This is a genomic window from Carboxylicivirga sp. M1479 (assembly GCF_007097485.1).
Taxonomy (GTDB): Bacteria; Bacteroidota; Bacteroidia; order Bacteroidales; family Marinilabiliaceae; genus Carboxylicivirga.
In genome coordinates, this window is sequence record NZ_VKDE01000001.1 from 124,416 (window position 1) to 145,045 (window position 20,630).

Genomic DNA, 20,630 nt, shown 5'->3' on the forward strand with positions numbered 1-20,630 from the left:
GAAAAGTTTTGCAAAGATAATGGTTTTCATTGAATTTGATGTTTTGTCAATTATTAGTTCGTGCCTTATTAGTTTATTTAACGACTCGCATTACATTTGTTAAAAAATGGAAGCCGATGATGAGCAATGATTATACGCAGATAGATGCCTATTTATTTGATTTGGGAGGTGTGATAGTTGATATCGATCCGCAAGCTGCGATAGCAGCATTCGAAAAGCTTGGATTAAATAACCTTCATGAGCAAATTACGCACGGGCATCATCAGGGACTGTTTAAGCAATACGAGTTGGGAGTTATTTCTAGTCAGCAATTTGTTGATGCGATTCAGGAGTTATTGCCATCAAAAGTATCGGATCAAACCATTATCGATGCCTGGAATACCATGTTGGTGCATTTGCCTATAGAGCGTATTCGTTTGATCGAGAAGCTATCCAAACAAAAACCAGTATACCTGCTAAGCAACACCAATGCTATCCATCATCAGGCCTATGTGTCTATGGTGTCAGGTATTGAAAATGTTGAAACAATATTTAATAAGGCCTTTTATTCTTATGAAATAGGTTTGAGCAAGCCCAATGCATCCATTTTTAAACATGTGATTGACAATGCACCTTTGCAGGCCGAGCGAACGTTGTTTCTGGACGATTCGCACCTTAATTTGGATGCCGCAGAGCAATTAGGATTTCAAACGGCCTTGATTGGACCTAAGCAGTCCATGTTAGATGTTTTATCTGGTCATTGTATGGATTAAAAGTCATCGGAACATAAACCAAATTGCTCTTTTTCCTTGTTAGCATGAGGCTCAATGTGCACCATCACATCAAAAACATCTTTAAATTCTTTTTTGATGTTTATTTCGAGTTGCATGGCTAAATCGTGTCCTTCGTTAACGCTAATGTTACCATCTACCTCTACATCAAGACTAATATCGAAGAGATGATTTAATTTACGAATACGTGCTCGGTGCGGATTTGATACACCAGGCGTATCGTCAACAATGGCAAATAATTTTTTATACAATCGGTCTTGATCTGAGAAACTGTCCATCAATTCGGTGTTGGTTTCTATCGCAAGCTCAGTACCGCTCTTAATAATATATAAGCCTAATGCAATACCAACACAAACATCAATAATCGGTAGTTTCGTTAGATAAGTAATGCCCAAACCAAGTAACACGGCTAGTGATAAAAAAATGTCGTTCTTCATGTTGATGGCATCGGCCTTGACCATAAGACTGTTGGCCTTTTTAGCCACTCTAAACTTGTAAAAGGCGATGGCTGCCTTGCCTACAATGGACAATAATGTAACCGCAATCGCTGCCTTGCCTGGCATTTCACGAACTTCATTACTAAACAATATACCAATGGTACTAATGACCAGTTGCAAACCAGCAAATAAAATGATGATAGCGATTATTTTAGTTGCTATTGCTTCAATGCGGTTATGGCCCCAGGGGTGTGCTTTATCTGGTGGTTGCTCAGATAAACGACTGGCGAAATAGGTGATAAGTGAACTTAATATGTCAGTTGCCGAATCAATGCCATCGGCAATAACAGCTGCTGAGCCTGCTACAATGCCGACCACAATTTTGAGAGTTGCCAAAAATGCGTTGCCAACAATCCCAATCCACGATGCTTTTTGGATCAGTTTCCCTCTATAACTTGTTTGTGTTTTTGTAGTCATTAATAGTTTGCCATTCAGCTTTGATATTCAAGTAGGCTGCAAATTTGCTAATTATAACTTAAAAATGAGCTAGAAGCTCTCAATACTTTTTTCGATGAAATATTGGCTTGGCTAATAGTATCAAATCAATGCCGTATGAATTATTAATGACTACGTTTAAAATGTAAGTGTTTGTTGCTTTAATTCTTGTCAAATGTTTGGGCAATAGCTACGCCAGTCCAACAACCGTCGTTTTTAACTAATACTTCCAGGTAAGCATTGGTCATTTTTTTTGTTCTTGGGTGCCCAAGAGAATCTTTGATATCGAATTTGTATGATTGATGTCCAACTACATATGCCATTTTGCCATCGGGCGAGAATTTGATTGTTGGCTCGGTCTTATTATATATTTCATGATAGTCAATTTGATCAAATGCATAGAGGTGGTTAATTTCGCTATCTGTTTTTTCTACCTCCGTTAGATCCCAATGAACCGTTCCTTTGTTGATGTACACAGTTGAATCAGCAAAGCAAGGGTAGTGGGCTCTGTAAATGTTAATGTCTTCTGTGAGTAAAAACTCATCCTGCATCATTAGCATTTCAATGATTTTAGCTCTTTCGAAATCTTCATCAAACGTGTTTTGGTGTTGGCAGCTACTAATAATGATTATCGTTGAGGTCAATAGAATTGTTGCAAGTAATTTCATAACAGAAAGATTAAAGATTAGTAATTAATTATTGAGCTAAGTTGCTTTAACTGAAAGCAAACTTACCGGATATTGTTTGTATTGTCAATCAAAACAAATTTATGGTTGACATTATCAATTATGGTTAATAATTTTATTGATAAGACAAATGCAACATGACTAAACTAACCTTTATCTCAATTGTGGCCTTGCTATGCTTTTTTCCGCAATCTTGGGCACAAGTTTTAAATTATTCTGGACCTGCCAGCTCTTCATTGGCTAACTCTTTGGTATTTGACGAATCGCCCTGGGCTAGCATAAACAATGTCGCTAACCTAGCCGATCATAGTGAGGTTTCCATAGGTATATCGTATGGTTTACGTTTTAATATGCAGGAGTTAAGCATAAGAACTGTCGGTGCTGTTGTGCCATCAAAGTTAGGTGTCTTTTCCGCAATGGTTTATCAAAGTGGCTACTCCAAAAGCAGTATGACGCGTTACGCAGCTGGTTATAGTCGTTTGTTTGGAGAAAGCGTGTCGGCTGGTTTTCAGTTTAATTTCTTAACGCACCAAATATTGGCTGCAGATCGTGCGGATGCTTTTTATTCTTCTTTGGGCATACTTTGGCAAACAGAAAATCATTTATCCATTGGTATTTATATTCAAAATTCTGAGCAAAGCCATATTAATTATGCCGACATGGAAGTGGCTTTACCAAGCTTGTTTAATACGGCTATTAAATTTTCTCCAGATAAACATTTTATGATAATGTTGGAACTGGAAAAGGCAATTGATCGAGAGATGGTTTATAAAAGTGGCCTTCAGTTCAATTTTAAAGATAAGTTGTATGCGCGAGGAGGAATTTTGGGTAAGCCAATTGAGTTAACATTTGGTGGAGGTTTTGTTGTAGGAGCCTTGTCCATTGACGTGGGGTTTTCTCATCATCAACAATTGGGGGTTTCATCGGGTGGTGGTATAAACTATGCCTTTACTAGTAAAAAGCATTAGGATGAAGCATTATATTCTCGTGATAATGTGTTTGCTTTTCGCACTATGCGGAATGACACAAGAATTAGATGACCTGAACAAGCGTATAACAGATATGCTTGAAACAATGGCCGACGAACAAATTCGTTCAATGGATTATGACGAATTAATAAATGATCTGATTGATTTGAATCAAAACCCGATTAACCTTAATACAGCTAGTAAAAATGACTTGGAACGCTTATTCTTCTTAACTGATTTTCAAATTGAGAACATTCTGTTTTATCGATACGAAAATGGAGATTTGTACTCGGTTTATGAGTTGCAGGCCGTTGAAAAATTAGATAGTGCTACAATCCAATACATGTTGCCCTTTGTTTGTGTTCGGCAACCAGAGGAAAAAAGAAAGATGCGAGTTTATGGGAATGTACTTGCTCGTGTGCAAAGTACTTTTCAAACACCAGAGGGTTACTTATCTGATAATGATTCAACAGCGCCTAACTATTTGGGAAGTAAGGAAAAGTGGTTGACACGTGGGCGCGTGTACTTTGGCGATAAAGCTGAACTTGGCTTTACCTTGGAGAAAGATCAGGGAGAGCAGGCCTTTCCAAAAACCTTTCCTGCAGCTGATTTTAACTCTGCCTTTGTTCGAATTAATCAACCAATAAAGTTAATCGATAACTGGATAATTGGCGACTATCGCTTATCATTTGGTCAAGGCTTGGGCGTTTGGACTGACATGGCTTTTTCCAAGTCAACTGAGACTGTTCAGTTGCGACGCAGGGCTAAAGGCAGCAATGTTTATACATCGGTTAACGAATCGTCGTTTTTAAGAGGTAGCGCATTAAAATTGCAACATAACAAATGGTCGGCCACGCCTTTTTATTCATACAAAAAGCGTGATGCATCTATGGTAAACGATACGATGAGTTCATTAGGAATATCCTCCTTGCAAGAAACGGGCTATCATCGTACTGCTACTGAGTTACAAAATAAGCATACTGTATCAGAAGCTGTTTACGGCCTGCAGTCAGCTTATCAACATCATTATTTTCATATGGATGCGGGGTACGTTAATTGGCACCTGAACACGCACATTAACGAAAAAGAGCATCTAAAAGATAAATACAAACTTGCAGGATCTACACAAGAAACTTATTGGTTGTCGCACACCATATTTCTTAACCGCCTAACAATATTTGGCGAAGTGGCCATGCAAAATGCAGAAGAATTTGGTGTTTATCAGGGCTTAACTTATCAATCAAATAACGATGTAAATATCTCGCTGGCCTATCGGAAATACAGTAAAGCTTATACGTCTATTTTATCCAATCCATTTTCCGAGTCGTCTACCCGAGGAGGCGAGTCGGGCGTTTTTGCATCTATTAGTTTTAAACCTGGCAGGCGATGGTTAGCAAAAGCGTTTATTGATATTTTTTCGTATGAATGGCTCCGATATAATGTTTATCGACCCTCCGATGGATTTGAAATTTTTGCTCAGCTTAATTATGAAATTAATCAGCAGAGTAATTCTTACATCCGCTATAAATCAACAATTAAAGAGCGGAATGGAAGTGAGCTAACTAATAACTACCAGATTAATAATTATCAGAAAGATAATTTTCGACTGTTTTATGCCTATCAACCCGATGACAAATGGCGTTTTCAAACACAAATGGAACATGCTATTTACAAGGAGGAGAAGATGAGAAGTTATGCCTGGATGGTGTTTCAGGATGTACGCGTCAAACCCACTCATTGGCTGGCTTTGTCTGTTCGATATGTTTTGTTTGATATAGATGATTATAATAGTAGGATATATAGCTACGAACCCGATGTGTTATATGCTTTTACTGTGCCCGCCTATATGAATAAAGGAACGCGCGTATTGTTTAATTTCAATGTGAAGCCAAGCAGTCGTTTGCGCATTTGGGCACGACTTGCCCATACCAATTATTCAAACCTGGAAGAAATTGGTTCTGGAAATCAGTTGATAAAAGGATCTGTAATAAGTGATTGGAAGTTGCAGCTTCAGTATCGATTCTAGTGAATATTATATTTGCCTGTACGCCGTAAAACACAAATCATTTATTAATTTTACAAGGCGATAAAGGAAAATAATCTAAAGATATGCAACGAGCCATGAGAATAGCTTCTCACATACGAGGATTACAGAATTGGCGAGTTCCATCTGACAAACGACAATAAATTTAAGCAGATGAATAAGAAAATATCATTAGCCATTGATGCCTTTTACAATGGGCAAAATTGTGCACAATCGATAATTAAGGCTTATGTAAACGAGCTTAAATTTGACGAGCAGCAAGCTTTGGATATGGCTTTGGGTTTTGGAGGTGGAATGGGCAAAATGCAAAAGGCCTGTGGTACGGTAACAGGTGCTTATATGCTTATTGGTCTGCGTAATGCAAAGGCAATTAGCGATGTAGACGAAAGAAAAGAGAAAACTCCAGAAATGGTTCGAGCTTTTCGCGAAAAATTTTGCCAACGTCATCAAACCGATCAATGTGTTCATTTGTTAGGGTGCGATATACGCACTGAAGCAGGACAACAAACCTTTAAAGAAAAGCAACTGAAAGATAAGGTGTGTTCAAAATGCATTGAATCATCCATTAATATCCTTGATGAATTGTTCGCTGAGTAAGCCATTTGAATCATCAAGCAAACTTAACAAAGACATTAACTCAAAAATACACATGTAATAATGCGCATATTACATACTTCTGATTGGCACATAGGACAAAAGCTTCATGGCAACGATCGCGATGAGGAACATGAATTATTCTTTAATTGGTTAATCGATTATATCAATGAACACGAGGTTGATGTTTTGTTGGTTGCAGGAGATATTTTTGATGTGGGCTTTCCATCAAATAGTGCTCTTAAGCGTTATTATTCGTTTCTAACGCACTTGGTTCAAACCAAATGCAGCCACGTTATTATTACTGGTGGCAATCACGATTATATAAGTACGCTTGAAGCACCTGCCGATGTATTATCAGCCCTAAATATTCATGTAATTGGTGGAGCCAAAACTTCCATTGAGGATGAAGTTATTGAAATAAAAAGGGGGGAAGAGCTAGAGTGCGTGATTGGAGCTGTCCCTTTTCTGCGCGACAAAGATATACGACTGATTAATGCTGGCGAGTCTTATGAAGAGGGCATGAATGCCATTAATGAGGGTATTGTCAAACATTACCAAACGGTTGCTGATGCAATGAGTGAATATGAATGTCCGCGTATTGCAATGGGGCACTTGAATGTGTATGGGGCTAAGGTATCGGAGAGTGAGCGAGATATTCACATTGGTAACTTGGCTGGTTTTCGTGTTACCGACTTTCCTGCAATTTTTGATTATGTGGCGCTGGGGCATATTCATCGCCCGCAGAGAATGAATGAAACTGGCACTATTCGTTATTCAGGTTCTCCCATCGCTTTAAGTTTTTCTGAGCGAAGCGATCAAAAGAAAATGATTTTATTGGATTTAGATATTAATGGAATTCAATCCATTGAAAGCGTTGAAATACCTTGTTTTCGACGCTTGATAAGTTTTAAAGGCGAGTTTCAACAGGTGGCCGAGCAATTGGCAAGCTATAAAAGTCAATCTGTTTTGTGCGATTGGGCAGAGGTGTCAATTGAAGAAAAGCAAATGGATACCACTTTATCAATGCAATACGAACAGTTGATTGAAAACATTAATAATGAAAATAATAACTTACAGATAGTAAAGCCAAGCCTACGTTTTATCAATGGCGATCAGTCAACTGTTTATGAGGAGCACATTTCGCTATCGGACTTAACTATTACCGATGTTTTTGATCGCTTATTGGATGCAGGGCAGGTAAATGGTCAAGACGAACTAAAGCAAACATTTACCGAGTTATTAGATGGTTTTTATCATCAAATCGAAAACGAATAAGGCATGCAGTTACTTCATCTTCGTATTCAAAACCTGAATTCTTTAAAAGGGAAGCACCAAATAGATTTTTGTGAAGGCGCTTTAGCCGAAACGGGTTTGTTTGCCATTACCGGACCAACAGGAGCTGGTAAGTCAACTATTCTGGATGCCATTACTTTAGCACTTTACAATCAAACGCCCAGAAGCGGAGCTGTTTCTAAAAATGATATCGTAAAGTTAGGCAGTGTACTAACGCGCAATACCAATGAAGCATACGCCGAATTGGATTTTCAAATCCAATCAGAGGTGTATCGATCTAAATGGAGTATTTCGCGTGCACGAACAGGCAATTTGCGCGACTATGCTTTGTTGCTTTCCAGGAAAAATGACGAAGGAGAGTTTGTCGCTCTTGACCTTAAGCGCAATGAGATTCCTGCAGAGAATGCACGTTTGATCGGTTTGAATTTTGATCAATTTCTACGTTCAATTTTATTGTCACAAGGCGATTTTGCTCGATTTTTAAAATCAAACGCCAATGAGCGAGGTGAACTTTTAGAAAAACTGACTGGTACTGAAATTTATCGACGCATTGGCCAGAAAGCGTTTTATAAATCGAAAGATGAGTGGGTAGTATTAGATAAGCTAAAGCAACAGCTGGATGGTATTGATGTTTTGTCTGAAGAGCGAAAAGCTGAATTAAAGGATGAAATTAAAGTAGTTGATGAAAGCAACTCGGACTTACTTGCGGCACTGGAAAAATTAAGGCTGAAGAAGAAAGCCAATGATGAAAAAGAAGAATTAGAGAAACAAATTCGGAAGAAAGAGGAGGAGTTAGCTAAGCTGGAACGTGATGTTCTAACCTTTGCGCCAACGCTTAGTCGTTTGGAGAACCATCAGCGTATATTGCCTTTAAAAGCCGAGTTGGTTTTGCTAAAAAATGTACAAAGCGAACGCCTTAAATTATTGGATGAGCAGAAAGTAAAAAAGCAGCAATTAGAGAGCTTGCAACTTGAAAGAAAACAGTTAAATACTGAATTTGAACAACTAGCTCAGGACTTGCGTTTGCAAAAAGAAAAGGAGGCTCAGCTTCAACCCCTGATTAAACAGGTAAGGGAGCTCGATGCCGATATTAAAGTAGCTCGCAATGAATTGGCTAACCTGGAAAAGAATGCTCAGCTACAAGGTCAACAAATTGATGTTGTCCATATAAGTCATCAAAACATTGAAAAGGAACTGACTGCGCAAGATTCGCAAATTTCTTTACTCGAAAACTACCTTAAAGAGCACGCTGTAGCTGATGTGTTAAAAGAACAGTTGCCCTTGTTGCAACAGCGTTACGATGGTTTTGAACGTGATCAAAAGGCTTTTCAGGATGCTTTGCCCAAAATGGAAGATTCGCCAAGCAAAGAGCGCTTAATGTTGGATGATAAGCTGATTAATCAACAACAAATATTGTCGGAAGTAATTGAAACAAGTGATGCTTTTATTGCGGATAAACAAAGTCGCTTAAGTTCCAAAATAGTTGATAAAGAATTGTTGCGATCGGCCATTATCGAGCAGCAGAAACTTAATCAAGTGTATGAAAAGCTAGCGACCTTGGTTGCCGATCAAGAACAACTTGATGAAGAATCAGCCAGCTTGCTAAAAGCAGGTAAACTAACAAAAGAGCAACAAGAGCAGAGCCTTGCCGAACTGAAGAAATGCGAACAGGCTTTGGAGATTAATACCAAATATTTAGCAGAGTTACAGTTGCGACGCGAGCGTGAAGTATTGGAAGCTAAATATGATGTCGCTCGTCAACAACTCAAAGAAAATGATGCTTGTCCCTTGTGTGGTTCATTAGAGCATCCGTTTGTAAAGCATTACGAAAATAAGGCGAATCAAACTGAGCAACTGCTTGCTGAACAAAGCAAGCAACAATTCAACTTGCAGGCAAAAGAGAAAAAGTTAGTAGAAGAAGTATCTGCATTAAAGGCTAAAAATATTGGATTACAAGGCGAAGCCAAACGCATCAAGTCCAAACTCGAGGTATGTACTGAAGCAATTAAGCACTTACTCCAACATCATGATCAGGTAAAGTTGTTGCCAAAAGCTCAATTAGAAGCGGAGAACAAACGGATAAACGAAGAGCTTGAAAAACTGGAGCAGCAATACAAATTGATCGATTACATTGAAAAGGCAAGCATCAGAAACAAAGAGTTCAAACGCTTGTTGGATGATTTAAGCATTCTAATCGATAATAAGGCGGAGTTGGAGAAGCAAGTTGAACCCTATTTGCAACTGGTGAGTGAGACCGAGTTAAAGGATCAATTGCTTGCTTTGGAAAAGCAGGCACAACTGTACGAGACTAAAAAAGAACAGCTAAGAGAACACAAGAGCACTAGGGAGAAGCAAACCTTGGTTTGGGATGAAAAAGGAAAGCAGCTAAAACAAATGCTGGTGGAATTTGCCACTTTAAATGCTCAATTGGATAAGAGCAAAAGTAAGCTTTCGGAGCAGACTCAAAAGCGATTCGATTTGTTTGAGGATAAACTGCCCGAAGAGGCAGAGAAAGAGCTTGTCGATTTAATTAATGGTATTAAAAAGAAGCAGAACCAAATAGAGATTGCCATCGGTAAAAACGATACTCAAGTCAAGGGAATAAGCGATCGATTGGAGGAGTTGACCCAAGTGCTGCTTGATGAACAAGAAAAATACAATCGATTAAAGCAGGACTTGGAGCTTCAATTAGAGGCTATTGATGTACGTGATTTTGATACGGCTCTCCAATTGTTATTGGAAGATGATGAGGTGGAGCGTATTAAGCAAACTCAGCAAAGCTTGGTTAAAGCAGAAACGGAATTAAAGCAGACGCTTTCTGATGGCAATATCCGATTAAAAAAGTTAGTAGAGGACTTGGCTGTTGATCCGATTTCGGCTGAGGCTGTCATTAGTGAAATTGATGCTAAGGAGTCGCAGTACAAAGAGTTATTACTGAAGCGTGGAGCAATTAACGAAAAATTGCTTAACGATGAAGTGAACAGAAAAAAGCAACAAGCAAAACTAAATGCGATAGACAAGCAACAAAAGGAATACAATCGCTGGAATCAGCTTAGCCAATTAATTGGCGATGCAACAGGAAACAAGTTCTCGCGCTTTGCACAGGAGCTAACTCTGCAGCAAGTATTGTTTTTGGCCAACAAGCATCTAAAGCAGTTAAGTGATCGATATTTGGTCAAGCATGTTAAAAGCGATAACCTGGATGAATTATTTATTGTGGATACCTACCATGGTAATGCCGAGCGCTCTGTTAAAACTTTATCGGGCGGAGAAAGTTTCTTGGTGAGTTTGTCGTTGGCACTTGGCTTATCCGACTTAGCAGGCCAAAATACTGTTATCGGTAGCTTGTTTATTGATGAGGGCTTTGGCACCTTGGATCAAAACACCCTGGATGTGGCTCTTTCGGCTTTGGAGAAACTGCAAAGTGAAACCAATCGTACCATTGGTATAATTAGTCATGTGCCAGCTTTAAAAGAGCGGGTAACAACGCAAATTGAATTGCTTAAAGATGCTTCTGGTTATAGCCAGCTTGAGGTAAAAAGTTAGTTGTTGGAGTAATTTTTTGTTTTAGGTAGATGATAGAAGTTCTTTAGTAGCATTGTAGCCCATTTTAATCATTTCATCTGCTTTGTGAAAATCAAGCGTGCCACAAGCATCACGAGGTATTTCAATTAAATAATCAGGCGGGTAGGCTGCTAGTTTTTGACGGGCTATGGTGTTTTGCATGGCATCAAAGGCTTGATCAGCAATTTTGTACATGCCCGATTGTCCCTTTGGCTTGCCCGTTTCCTTGCCGCGTATGTTGTTAATTGTATCCTGAATGAATGATGATGGTGTTTCTGTTACGCTATCAACTGTTTTTGATACTTTTGGTTTTGCACCCAAATTAACGGCAATAATTAGGTCCGAGTTGTCGCTAAAAACAGGGGCAATTGGTATTGGGTTTAATACACCGCCATCAATTAATTCCAAGCCATCTTTTACAAAAGGGGTTAGAAACAAGGGTAAGGAAATAGAAGCGCGAATAGCATCATACAAATCACCGTTGCTTATCCATACTTCTCTTTCGTTTTTAACATCCGCAGCCACTGCTGTAAAGCTAATTGGGAGATCTTCAATCTGAATATTCCCTAGCATATCGCGCAAGGTTTTCATTAATTTGTCACCTTTAATAAGTCCACTATTGCCCCACGATATGTCCATAAATGAAGCAACATCAACTACCGATAGTGTTTTAACCCATTCTTCAAACTTTTTTAACTGGCCCGAGGCATAAATACCTCCAATAACAGATCCTATTGAGCAGCCAGAAATAGATGTGATGGTGTAATTGTTTTCCTGAAGCCATTGAATAACACCAATATGAGCCAAACCTCTTGCACCACCGCTTCCAAGAACTAAGGATATATTTTTATTTGACATACAAATTTCTTTTTTTCTGAATACTTAGTTTGTAAAATGCAGCTGTAGAACGGGATATTGTACTTGTTGTTTTAGCAAGATACAAAAGTTGTGAATATAGTGGCGACCTGCCATAGATAAAGTACTCCATTGCCTAATTCATTCGTCATATTATTGAGTCCTTTTGTCATATTTTTTTTGGCTTTAGCAATGATAAAAGTACTTTCGCCTGCGAAGATGAAAAAGTAAATTGTTTGGGGAGATAATTGGCTTTGGACGGACTACTCATTGGGATTAACGTGTAACAAACACCACTTGTTGGTGGCCATTAACTGGTAGCTGTAGCATAGTTGCTAATGAGATTGTTATGTCGTTTTTCTGCGTGGTATTACCTGGTCGATTGTTTTTTCAAAGTTGTAAATAATCCAAATAAGCAACATAATTGAAAAATGATCAAAACATATGAAAAAAACGATTCTGTTATTATGCGTCTTGTGCTTGGGCGCCGCGTTACAAGAAATGAAAGGGCAAACCGCCACTTTTAAAGCACTTTTCCTGTACAACTTTACCAAGAACATTGAATGGCCAAGTGGAAGCAATGGAAGCGATTTGGTTATTACCATTTTGGGTGATGATGAAATTAGTACTGAACTTGAGAAGATTGCTAAGGTTAAAAAGGCAGGAAACAAAAGCATTAAAGTTGTATCAGCCCGCAGTGTGAAAGATGTTGGTGACTCGCACATTGTGTTTTTGGGTTCTTCAAAAAGCTCATTAATGAAAAGTTTAAGTTATGCTCATCAAAACAATCCGGTTTTGTTAGTAGCTGATAAGGATGGTTTGTGTAAGCAAGGAGCTGCCATTTCATTTTTAACGGTAGGTGGCAAGTTGAGGTATCAAATTAGCCCACAAACCATAGAGGCACATAACTTAAAAGTCACTCAAAAAATAATCAGTTTGGGTATTAAAGTTCAATAACCAACACTAAAGTTTAAGAAATGATTAGATTTAAATACCTTATAATTTTGATGTTTTCATTGGTTTTGAGCAATGCTTTATTGGCTCAGGAAAGTGAAAGCTCTTCTCTTACGAAAGAGAAAATATTATCCATGTCAACTGAAGAGTTGAGTGGATTAGCACTAGAAGATTTGATGGCAGCCATTGACATTGTGGGAGTGTCATCGCTTGAAGAGTTGTATGAGTTGTTACTGAACAAAGATGTGACTTCGGCATCTAAGTCTGAAGAAAGTTTGTTTGACTCACCTTTGTCAACTACCGTATTGTCGCACGATCAAATTATTTCCTCGGGAGCTACATCTATTGAAGAGGCTTTGCGCATGGTTCCAGGTCTTATTGTTCGCGAAAAATCAAACGGTAATTTCGATGTGCATATACGTGGTAACGATAACTTACCAGGAAAAAACATGTTGTTGTATTCCGAGAACATGAATACTTTGGTAATGATTAATGGTCGCCCGGTATTTAATTACTCTCACGGTGGAACATTGTGGGAAACACTTCCAGTAGGATTTGAAGATATTGACCGTATTGAAGTAGTTCGTGGTCCGGCCAGTGCCCTTTACGGACCAAATGCTTTGTCGGGAGTGATTAACATTATCACACAAACCATCAGCGATGATTCAGCCCTTTTATCAGGTAATGTGCAAGCTGGTAGTTTAAATACACTAGTGGGTGATATTGCATTCCGAGATAAAATAAATGACAAATGGAGTTTCGGTATAACTGGTAACTTTGAAAGTAGAGATCGTAATACCGATGAAGTATTAATATACGATAGAGGTGGTGCAGAGTATTCTTTAGATGGAGTCCCTGTTGACCCAGGTTATTTTTCGCTAAGTGAAATTAACCGAATGCAAAATGGCGATTTGCCTCTATGGCCTCCATATCAGGTTAACGGTGAAACCTACGATATCTACAAGTCATTTCCAGATCCTGAAAAATCGAAAGAACGCATGGGAGTAAATGGCTATGTTGATTTTATGCCAAATGAAGAGGTGACATTCAATTTAATGGCTGGCCATCAAAACTCACAAGCATTAACGTCGAGCATGGGTGATGTGCCAACACCGTACACTACAAAAATAGCTTCTACCTCATATGCTGATTTACGTGCTACCTACAAAGGTTTAAGTTTTCAGGCCAATTACAATGGCGGAACAATTGATTACATGGCCGGTAACGAGGGCTTTGAATTAGATAATGAGCAGTATAACATTCAGGCCGAGTATGACTGGAACCTTGGTAAAGTTAGCATTCGCCCGGGTGTTAGCTATCAATCTATGTCGTACGACGATACGGAGCATATTGCAGAAATTGGTAATGGTTATTTAAATGAAAAGCGTACCATTAATATTTTAGCTGGTAGTGCTCGCGTGGATTATCGCCCAAGCGATAAATTGCGCTTAGTAGCAGCTTTGCGTGCCGAGCAATATAACTATCCTGATGATATATATGCATCGTGGCAGTTTGTTGGTTCTTATAAAATCAACGATAATAACCTGTTCAGAGCAGTATATTCAAGAGCTAATCAATCATCATTCTTAGTCAATACCTATTCTAATTACACTTGGAATGTGGTGAACATGGAGTTTCCTCGTATTATGCAATTCGATGGTGACCCTAACCATGATTTAAAAACCATGGATATGATTGAGATTGGTTATCGTACACGTCCTGCTAAAAATTTATTAGTTGATATCGAGGCTTTTTACAATGTGTCAGAGGGTTTTGGTGCATTAATGCCAGAAACAACTTCATTGGCCGTGTTTAACCCGTTGGCGGTTATCGGTCAAATCGAACAGCCAGACATTAATGGTATTGTTAATATCAAATATCAAAACCTAGATCTAGTGTCGAAACAAATGGGCTTATCGGCTTCAATCGACTGGGTTATCTCTGAGAAATTGGTTGGTACAGGGCATTTTACTTTGCAACAAACAAAACTGGATAATTACTTACCCGTTAATCGTAATGAGGTAGTTGGTTACCAGGCTTATCTTGCTCAAAACGATCCTGATTTACCAGCTAAAATTCAGCAAGCCCTAGTGGATTATGGTACTGGTGTTGCAACAGGAGAAATTGATCCTACTGTTCAAACATACGCTGTGGCAACAACCATTAGCGATATGCCCGAGGGTGAGAAAAGTGATTACGAGCACAAGTCAACACCATCATATTTTGGAGGATTCTCTTTGAGCTATCGTCCTTGTAAAAAGATAGAGATATTCCCACAGGCCTATTTCTACGGCGATCAATCGTTTGAAAGTCAGTATAGCACCGAAGAAATTGCAGGTAAGTTCTTATTAAATGCAAAGGTATCGTACAAAGCCAGTAGAAACTTGACGCTATTCGTCAATGGTCGCAATATCTTAAACATGAACGAGCGCGAATTTGCTTACATGGATGAAATTCCAGGCATGGTACTTGGTGGTTTAAACTTTAAATTCTAACGAGAATTATATCCTGTCTATACAGGAATCTACATCTTAAATTTGAAAGCCACCTCATTACGGGGTGGCTTTTTATGTTGGTTTAAAGTGCGATCTTTGTCAGTCTCATGTAAATAAAGATGCATCCTTTACTAAAAAGCTTCGCTACTTTTTAAAATTCAACTATTTTTGCATTTCCGTTTAATCGGAACAAAAACTGATAAAAATCATAAAAAATAGATATGGCACAAGAGGACGTTTTTAAAAAGCTGGTAGCTCACTGTAAGGAGTATGGTTTTGTTTTTCAATCAAGCGAAATATACGATGGCTTAGGTGCTGTTTACGATTATGCGCAAAATGGTGTTGAACTGAAGAACAACATTAAAAAATACTGGTGGGATGCCATGGTGTTGTTGCACGAGAATGTAGTTGGTATCGACTCATCAATTTTTATGCACCCAACCATTTGGAAAGCTTCGGGACACGTAGATGCTTTTAACGATCCTTTGATTGATAATAAAGACAGTAAGAAACGTTACCGTGCCGATGTGTTAATTGAGGACTTGATTCAAAAGTTCGAAGAGAAGATTAACAAAGAAGTAAAGAAAGCTGAGAAACGTTTTGGTGAAAGCTTTGATAAAGCTCAGTTTTTGGAAACGAATCCACGTGTATTGGCCAATCAAAAGAAAATTGATGAGGTGCACACACGCTTTGCCAAAGCTTTAAACGATAATGACCTGGAGGATTTGCGCCAGATTATTATTGATTATGAAATTGCTTGTCCTATATCTGGTACTAAAGAGTGGACCGATGTACGTCAGTTCAACCTGATGTTCTCAACCGAGATGGGTTCAACAGCTGATGGTGCTCAAAAAATATATTTACGTCCTGAAACGGCACAAGGTATTTTTGTGAATTACCTAAACGTGCAAAAAACAGGTCGTATGAAATTGCCTTTTGGTATTGCCCAAATTGGTAAAGCATTCCGTAACGAGATTGTGGCCCGTCAGTTCATCTTCCGCATGCGTGAGTTCGAACAGATGGAAATGCAATTCTTTGTTCGCCCTGGAGAAGAGATGAAGTGGTTTGAATATTGGAAGGATGCACGTGTTAGATGGCACAAATCATTGGGCATGGGTGAGGAGAAATACCGTTTCCACGACCATGAGAAGTTGGCTCACTACGCCAATGCAGCTACCGATATTGAGTTTAAGATGCCATTTGGATTTAAAGAGGTGGAGGGTATTCATTCTCGTACCGACTTTGACTTGTCGCAGCACCAGGAGTTCTCAGGTAAGAAAATTCAATACTTCGACCCAGAGTTGAATAAGAGCTATGTGCCTTATGTGGTAGAAACATCAATTGGTGTTGATCGCATGTTCTTAAGTATTATGGCTGGTGCTTATAACGAAGAGGAGGTTGAAGGTAAAGGTGGTAAAAAAGAAACTCGTGTTGTATTGAATCTGCCACCAGTATTAGCGCCAATTAAGTTAGCTGTTATGCCATTGGTTAAAAAAGATGGTCTGCCAGAAAAAGCCCGTGCTATTATTGATGATTTGAAGTTTGACTTCAACTGTCAGTACGACGAGAAAGACAGTATTGGTAAGCGTTACCGTCGTCAGGATGCAATTGGTACACCTTTCTGTGTAACGGTTGACCACCAGTCATTAGAAGACGATACGGTTACTATCCGTCATCGTGATACCATGGAGCAGGAGCGTGTTAAAATAGCTGATTTGCAAGGTATCATTGGCAAAAAAGTAAGCATGCGCGAAGCATTCAAGAATTTATAGAGAGTTACTCTACTAGATACAAAGTCCGGTTGTTCATTCAATCGGGCTTTTTGTTTTTTGGATGGTAACCACCCCGCCTTTGGCACCCCTCCTTACAAAGGAGGGGAAGGGCGATCAGTCTGGAACAGTTTTTAAGGCCTTACGCATTATTCCCGAATTCTGTCTTAAGTAATAACACAAGCTTTTGTAATGGCTCATAACATTCTTCTTACGCTATGTCAATCATTCTCCTCCTTTTTTAAGGAGGAGTACCACGAAGTGGGGAGGTGGTTTATTATTACCAAGTTGATAACCACCCCGTCTTGCACACTTCTTATCAAGTAGAGGAATGAGCTACCAGCGCTAGGTGAGGATTGGGGGTATTACATCTGCACATGAAACTTCTCAGGGAACTGTGATGGTATCTGTTCCTCTTCCTCATCCATTAACTGACGTAGGTCCCGTTCAATGCCACGGGCAATGGTTGAAATAGGTACATCATTGGCTGAGCCCTCAAAAGGATTCTCTCCAACCGTACCAATGCGCATCATGGTATGGAATATCCACGAAACTACACCGCAAAATGGCACGGCCAGCCAAATAAAATGCTCAGCAATAAGAGGAAATACCATTTTTACTTTATCAGCAATATTGGCAAATTCAGATACTAAACTCATGGGTAAGAGAATTAAGAACATCCATACAAACTGGTGCGATAGGGTTGCATATTGTCGGGGGTAGGGGAAATTTTTTATGCGCTCTGATTTTCCTTGTAGCTCAAACTGTTCCTTTAGCATTGACTGAAGCTCCAGAAATGAAAACTCCCATATAATCTTTCGCTCTTTTAAATCTTTAAGGTGGGCCGATTGCAGGTAAAGAACAGCCGCTTGTTTGTTGTCTTTGCTTAATACATAAGCATGTTCCTCGGGAGTCAGGTATTCAAGCAAGTCATCACTTAACGATGTTACACGTTCGGGTATATAGGCAATGCGCGACCACTCACGGTTGGTTCTGTGTTTTTCAAATACCTCCCATTTTTTACTTTGGCGCATGGCGTGGCGCAAAGCTGTCATCCAAGCTATGTGGCGATAAACTAACTGTTGTTTGTGTTTTTTAAGCTCCTTATCATCCATCGCTTTATCGGTATATTCATTGCTCAGCATCGATTGAATCATCATGCCCCAGCTACGCGAATTATTAACGATACCACCCCATATTTTTCGTGCCTCCCAAATACGACCATAAGCAGCATTATTTTGAAAACCAACTATAAATGCCACTGCGGTACCAATTAAGGCAACGGGTGTCCACGGCATATCAATAAATATGAAGCCTAGAACTTTGTATAAAAAAGTGATGAGTAAAGCATATAACACAAATAGCAGTGTTTCGCCACGTGTCCATAGTATCATTTCCTTGAGGGTATATCTAACTTTTGTAAGCATACTGGTTTATTTAGTCTACTCAACTAACAAACATTGACTTAATATGTTGAATGACGAATGCTAAGCCGGGTCTTGCTGACTTATTAAACCATTTTAATTTCATACTGTACTTGTATAAACAAGCTTTTGTAATGCCTTATAACTTCTCCTTACATCAAGTGAATTACTCTCCTCCTTTTTTAATGAGGAGTACCACGAAGCTGGAAGGAGGTTTAATATAAAAAAGCTCAAACCACCCCGCCTACGGCACCCCTCCTTATAAAGGATGGGATGATTTACAACCTTGCTAAACCTTCTTCCCTTTTTTAGGGGGAAGTACCACCGATAGGTGGGGATGGGGGTAAAACAATTATTAATATATTAGAGGTAAGACTAAATTTTATCGATGAAAACCAACAAACCTGAGTTAAAAACTTTCAGAAGACACCTGCGAAATAACTCTACCTCTGCAGAAATAGAACTTTGGCGGCATTTAAAAGGAAAGCAGGTCGCTAACTTTAAGTTTAGAAGACAGCATTCTATTGATAATTACATATTAGATTTTTACTGTCCTCAGCTAAAACTTGGAATCGAATTGGATGGGGAATATCATGCGATGTCTGAAAAATATGATAGCATAAGAGAAGGTGTATTAAAACAGAATGGGATTACAATTCTACGATATGAAAATAGAATGGTGTTTGAACATTTGGATACCATCTTGATGGATGTTGTTGCTTTTGCAAAAAGTAAAAAAGATTATTAAATCCCGTTCAAAGTGTGTGTTACAAGAGGTGTCAGTATTCTGATAAAGTTAATAACCACCCCGCCTTTGGCACCCCTCCTTATAAAGGAGGGGAAGGGCGATCAGCCTGGAACAGTTTTTAACGCCTTACGCATTATACCCGAATCCTGTCTTAAGTAATAACACAAGCTTTTGTAATGGCTCATAATATACTTCTTATGCTATGTCAATCACTCTCCTCCTTTTTTAAGGGTGAGTACCACGAAGTGGGGAGGTGGTTTAATATAACCAATAATAACCACCACGCTTTGTACACTCCTTATAAAGGATGGGATGATTTACCACCTTGCTAAACCTTCTTCCCCTTTTTAGGGGGAAGTACCACCGATAGGTGGGGATGGGGGAAATTATTACACAAGATTTTCTGTAGGGATAGCTTATTTCCTGAGCATAGCGAGAAATTCATTCGTGTAGCGAGAGATTTCAACTGCCTGGCGAGGTTTTTCCGACGTATAGCGAGCTTTTTACGGTTCCCAGCGAATAATTTCAACACCTAGCGAGTAATTTCCATCATCAAGTAGATCATTTACCACCTATAGCGAGCAATTTCCCAAATAGAAATCGTTCGCTAGGCCATGGAAATTATTCGCTACACGAATGAATTTCTTCGCTAGCCTTAGAAATAGCTCGCTATCTATAAAACTATTGAAACCCCAACTCCTCAATCATATACTTGAATGGTTGATAGGTATCTGCCTCCAGTAAAAGAGCTTCTTTAGAGATGGGATGAATCATTTTGAGTTGTTTAGCGTGTAGCATCATGGTTGTCATGTTCCAACGCTCTTTAAACAGTTTGTTTTGTTTGTTGCATCCATGTGGTCGATCGCCAATGATGGGATGACGGAGGTGATTAAGGTGTTTGCGAATCTGGTGCATCCGACCTGTTTTGGGTTGAGCTTCAATGAGTGAGTAACGCGATGTTTCAAACTTACCGAAAGGAATGGGCAGCTCGCTACGCTTTAATGTTTTGAAATGGGTGAGTGCTTCCTGTGTTTTGCCGCGGTCGTTGGTGAGTGGGTAATCTACTTCTATTTCATCAGGAAAGAAACCACGTACAATGGCAATGTATATTTTTTGAGTCTCAGAATCTTCAAAGATGCTTTGTATCTGGGCCGCCACACTGCTGCTCAATGCAAAAACTAAGATGCCAGATGTTTTTCTATCCAAACGGTGAATAGGAAATACCTTTTGTCCAATCTGGTCTCGCAACAATTGCATGGCAAACTCTTCGGCATCGGCCGCAATGGGACTGCGATGAACGAGAAGTCCATGAGGTTTGTTAATGGCCACCATGTATTGATCTTGATAGATAATTTCGAGCATTGCTGTTGTTTTGTGCAAATGTACTTTAAAACTTTATAGCAATTGTTTTTCTTATAGGCCCCGTACAATGCCTTATATCTTAATTTACTCTCTTTACAAATGTTGCAGGTTCAAGTCCATAACCACCCCGCCTTTGGCATCCCTCCTTATAAAGGATGGGATTGAGTTA

At 39.1% G+C, this 20,630-nt stretch carries 15 protein-coding genes; 10 read left to right on the forward strand and 5 right to left on the reverse strand.

Annotated features, from left to right (window positions below; genetic code table 11):
* Positions 1 to 116: 116 nt before the first annotated feature.
* Positions 117 to 752 carry an HAD family phosphatase gene (locus FNN09_RS00570; RefSeq protein WP_185968802.1) on the forward strand — a complete coding sequence of 212 codons (636 nt, stop codon included), beginning with the start codon at positions 117 to 119 and terminating at the stop codon, positions 750 to 752.
* Here the strand turns inward: FNN09_RS00570 and FNN09_RS00575 are convergent.
* Together FNN09_RS00575 and FNN09_RS00580 are read right to left on the reverse strand one after the other, a co-directional pair.
* Positions 749 to 1,684, reverse strand: coding sequence for a cation diffusion facilitator family transporter (locus FNN09_RS00575; RefSeq protein WP_143299521.1), 936 nt, complete (start codon positions 1,682 to 1,684; stop codon positions 749 to 751). The genes FNN09_RS00570 and FNN09_RS00575 overlap by 4 nt on opposite strands.
* Positions 1,685 to 1,863: 179 nt before the next feature.
* Positions 1,864 to 2,370: a hypothetical protein gene (locus tag FNN09_RS00580; protein ID WP_143299522.1), complete on the reverse strand. Its 507-nt coding sequence runs from the start codon at positions 2,368 to 2,370 to the stop codon at positions 1,864 to 1,866.
* Positions 2,371 to 2,525: 155 nt separating this feature from the next.
* Here FNN09_RS00580 and FNN09_RS00585 point away from each other — a divergent pair, with 155 nt between their 5' ends.
* From FNN09_RS00585 to FNN09_RS00605, 5 genes are all read left to right on the forward strand, one after another.
* Positions 2,526 to 3,356: a hypothetical protein gene (locus FNN09_RS00585; protein ID WP_143299523.1), complete on the forward strand. Its 831-nt coding sequence runs from the start codon at positions 2,526 to 2,528 to the stop codon at positions 3,354 to 3,356.
* 1 nt (position 3,357) lies between these two features.
* Positions 3,358 to 5,382: a helix-hairpin-helix domain-containing protein gene (locus FNN09_RS00590; RefSeq protein ID WP_185968803.1), complete on the forward strand. Its 2,025-nt coding sequence runs from the start codon at positions 3,358 to 3,360 to the stop codon at positions 5,380 to 5,382.
* A gap of 171 nt (positions 5,383 to 5,553) precedes the next feature.
* Positions 5,554 to 5,997, forward strand: coding sequence for a C-GCAxxG-C-C family protein (locus FNN09_RS00595; RefSeq protein ID WP_143299525.1), 444 nt, complete (start codon positions 5,554 to 5,556; stop codon positions 5,995 to 5,997).
* Positions 5,998 to 6,057: 60 nt separating this feature from the next.
* The gene (locus FNN09_RS00600) at positions 6,058 to 7,272 is read left to right on the forward strand and encodes an exonuclease SbcCD subunit D C-terminal domain-containing protein (protein ID WP_143299526.1); all 1,215 of its coding nucleotides are present in this window, start codon (positions 6,058 to 6,060) and stop codon (positions 7,270 to 7,272) included.
* A 3-nt stretch (positions 7,273 to 7,275) separates the two neighbouring features.
* Positions 7,276 to 10,836, forward strand: coding sequence for an SbcC/MukB-like Walker B domain-containing protein (locus FNN09_RS00605; RefSeq protein WP_143299527.1), 3,561 nt, complete (start codon positions 7,276 to 7,278; stop codon positions 10,834 to 10,836).
* A gap of 21 nt (positions 10,837 to 10,857) precedes the next feature.
* On the opposite strand, the gene FNN09_RS00610 is transcribed toward FNN09_RS00605, so the two are convergent.
* Positions 10,858 to 11,712, reverse strand: a complete 855-nt coding sequence (locus FNN09_RS00610; RefSeq protein ID WP_143299528.1) for a patatin-like phospholipase family protein — start codon at positions 11,710 to 11,712, stop codon at positions 10,858 to 10,860.
* A 441-nt stretch (positions 11,713 to 12,153) separates the two neighbouring features.
* On the opposite strand from FNN09_RS00610, the gene FNN09_RS00615 reads away from it, so the two are divergent.
* The 3 genes from FNN09_RS00615 to FNN09_RS00625 all read left to right on the forward strand — a co-directional run bounded on the left by FNN09_RS00615 (position 12,154) and on the right by FNN09_RS00625 (position 16,930).
* Positions 12,154 to 12,666 carry a YfiR family protein gene (locus FNN09_RS00615; RefSeq protein WP_143299529.1) on the forward strand — a complete coding sequence of 171 codons (513 nt, stop codon included), beginning with the start codon at positions 12,154 to 12,156 and terminating at the stop codon, positions 12,664 to 12,666.
* A 20-nt stretch (positions 12,667 to 12,686) separates the two neighbouring features.
* Positions 12,687 to 15,158: a TonB-dependent siderophore receptor gene (locus tag FNN09_RS00620; RefSeq protein ID WP_143299530.1), complete on the forward strand. Its 2,472-nt coding sequence runs from the start codon at positions 12,687 to 12,689 to the stop codon at positions 15,156 to 15,158.
* A gap of 221 nt (positions 15,159 to 15,379) precedes the next feature.
* Complete coding sequence (locus tag FNN09_RS00625) at positions 15,380 to 16,930, forward strand: glycine--tRNA ligase (RefSeq protein ID WP_143299531.1); 1,551 nt, start codon at positions 15,380 to 15,382, stop codon at positions 16,928 to 16,930.
* Between the two features lie 362 nt (positions 16,931 to 17,292).
* Here FNN09_RS00625 and FNN09_RS00630 read toward each other — a convergent pair whose 3' ends face one another.
* Positions 17,293 to 18,354, reverse strand: a complete 1,062-nt coding sequence (locus FNN09_RS00630; protein WP_143299532.1) for a bestrophin family protein — start codon at positions 18,352 to 18,354, stop codon at positions 17,293 to 17,295.
* Positions 18,355 to 18,739: 385 nt separating this feature from the next.
* On the opposite strand from FNN09_RS00630, the gene FNN09_RS00635 reads away from it, so the two are divergent.
* Positions 18,740 to 19,099, forward strand: a complete 360-nt coding sequence (locus tag FNN09_RS00635; RefSeq protein ID WP_143299533.1) for an endonuclease domain-containing protein — start codon at positions 18,740 to 18,742, stop codon at positions 19,097 to 19,099.
* Positions 19,100 to 19,780: 681 nt separating this feature from the next.
* Here FNN09_RS00635 and FNN09_RS00640 read toward each other — a convergent pair.
* Positions 19,781 to 20,461, reverse strand: coding sequence for a pseudouridine synthase (locus FNN09_RS00640; protein WP_143299534.1), 681 nt, complete (start codon positions 20,459 to 20,461; stop codon positions 19,781 to 19,783).
* Positions 20,462 to 20,630: the final 169 nt, after the last annotated feature.

Excerpts from the sequence above, each read along its gene's own strand:
- FNN09_RS00570 (WP_185968802.1), top strand. The coding sequence starts at position 117 with ATGATGAGCAATGATTATACGCAGATAGATGCCTATTTATTTGATTTG.
- FNN09_RS00575 (WP_143299521.1), bottom strand. The coding sequence starts at position 1,684 with ATGACTACAAAAACACAAACAAGTTATAGAGGGAAACTGATCCAAAAA.
- FNN09_RS00580 (WP_143299522.1), bottom strand. The coding sequence starts at position 2,370 with ATGAAATTACTTGCAACAATTCTATTGACCTCAACGATAATCATTATT.
- FNN09_RS00585 (WP_143299523.1), top strand. The coding sequence starts at position 2,526 with ATGACTAAACTAACCTTTATCTCAATTGTGGCCTTGCTATGCTTTTTT.
- FNN09_RS00590 (WP_185968803.1), top strand. The coding sequence starts at position 3,358 with ATGAAGCATTATATTCTCGTGATAATGTGTTTGCTTTTCGCACTATGC.
- FNN09_RS00595 (WP_143299525.1), top strand. The coding sequence starts at position 5,554 with ATGAATAAGAAAATATCATTAGCCATTGATGCCTTTTACAATGGGCAA.
- FNN09_RS00600 (WP_143299526.1), top strand. The coding sequence starts at position 6,058 with ATGCGCATATTACATACTTCTGATTGGCACATAGGACAAAAGCTTCAT.
- FNN09_RS00605 (WP_143299527.1), top strand. The coding sequence starts at position 7,276 with ATGCAGTTACTTCATCTTCGTATTCAAAACCTGAATTCTTTAAAAGGG.
- FNN09_RS00610 (WP_143299528.1), bottom strand. The coding sequence starts at position 11,712 with ATGTCAAATAAAAATATATCCTTAGTTCTTGGAAGCGGTGGTGCAAGA.
- FNN09_RS00615 (WP_143299529.1), top strand. The coding sequence starts at position 12,154 with ATGAAAAAAACGATTCTGTTATTATGCGTCTTGTGCTTGGGCGCCGCG.
- FNN09_RS00620 (WP_143299530.1), top strand. The coding sequence starts at position 12,687 with ATGATTAGATTTAAATACCTTATAATTTTGATGTTTTCATTGGTTTTG.
- FNN09_RS00625 (WP_143299531.1), top strand. The coding sequence starts at position 15,380 with ATGGCACAAGAGGACGTTTTTAAAAAGCTGGTAGCTCACTGTAAGGAG.
- FNN09_RS00630 (WP_143299532.1), bottom strand. The coding sequence starts at position 18,354 with ATGCTTACAAAAGTTAGATATACCCTCAAGGAAATGATACTATGGACA.
- FNN09_RS00635 (WP_143299533.1), top strand. The coding sequence starts at position 18,740 with ATGAAAACCAACAAACCTGAGTTAAAAACTTTCAGAAGACACCTGCGA.
- FNN09_RS00640 (WP_143299534.1), bottom strand. The coding sequence starts at position 20,461 with ATGCTCGAAATTATCTATCAAGATCAATACATGGTGGCCATTAACAAA.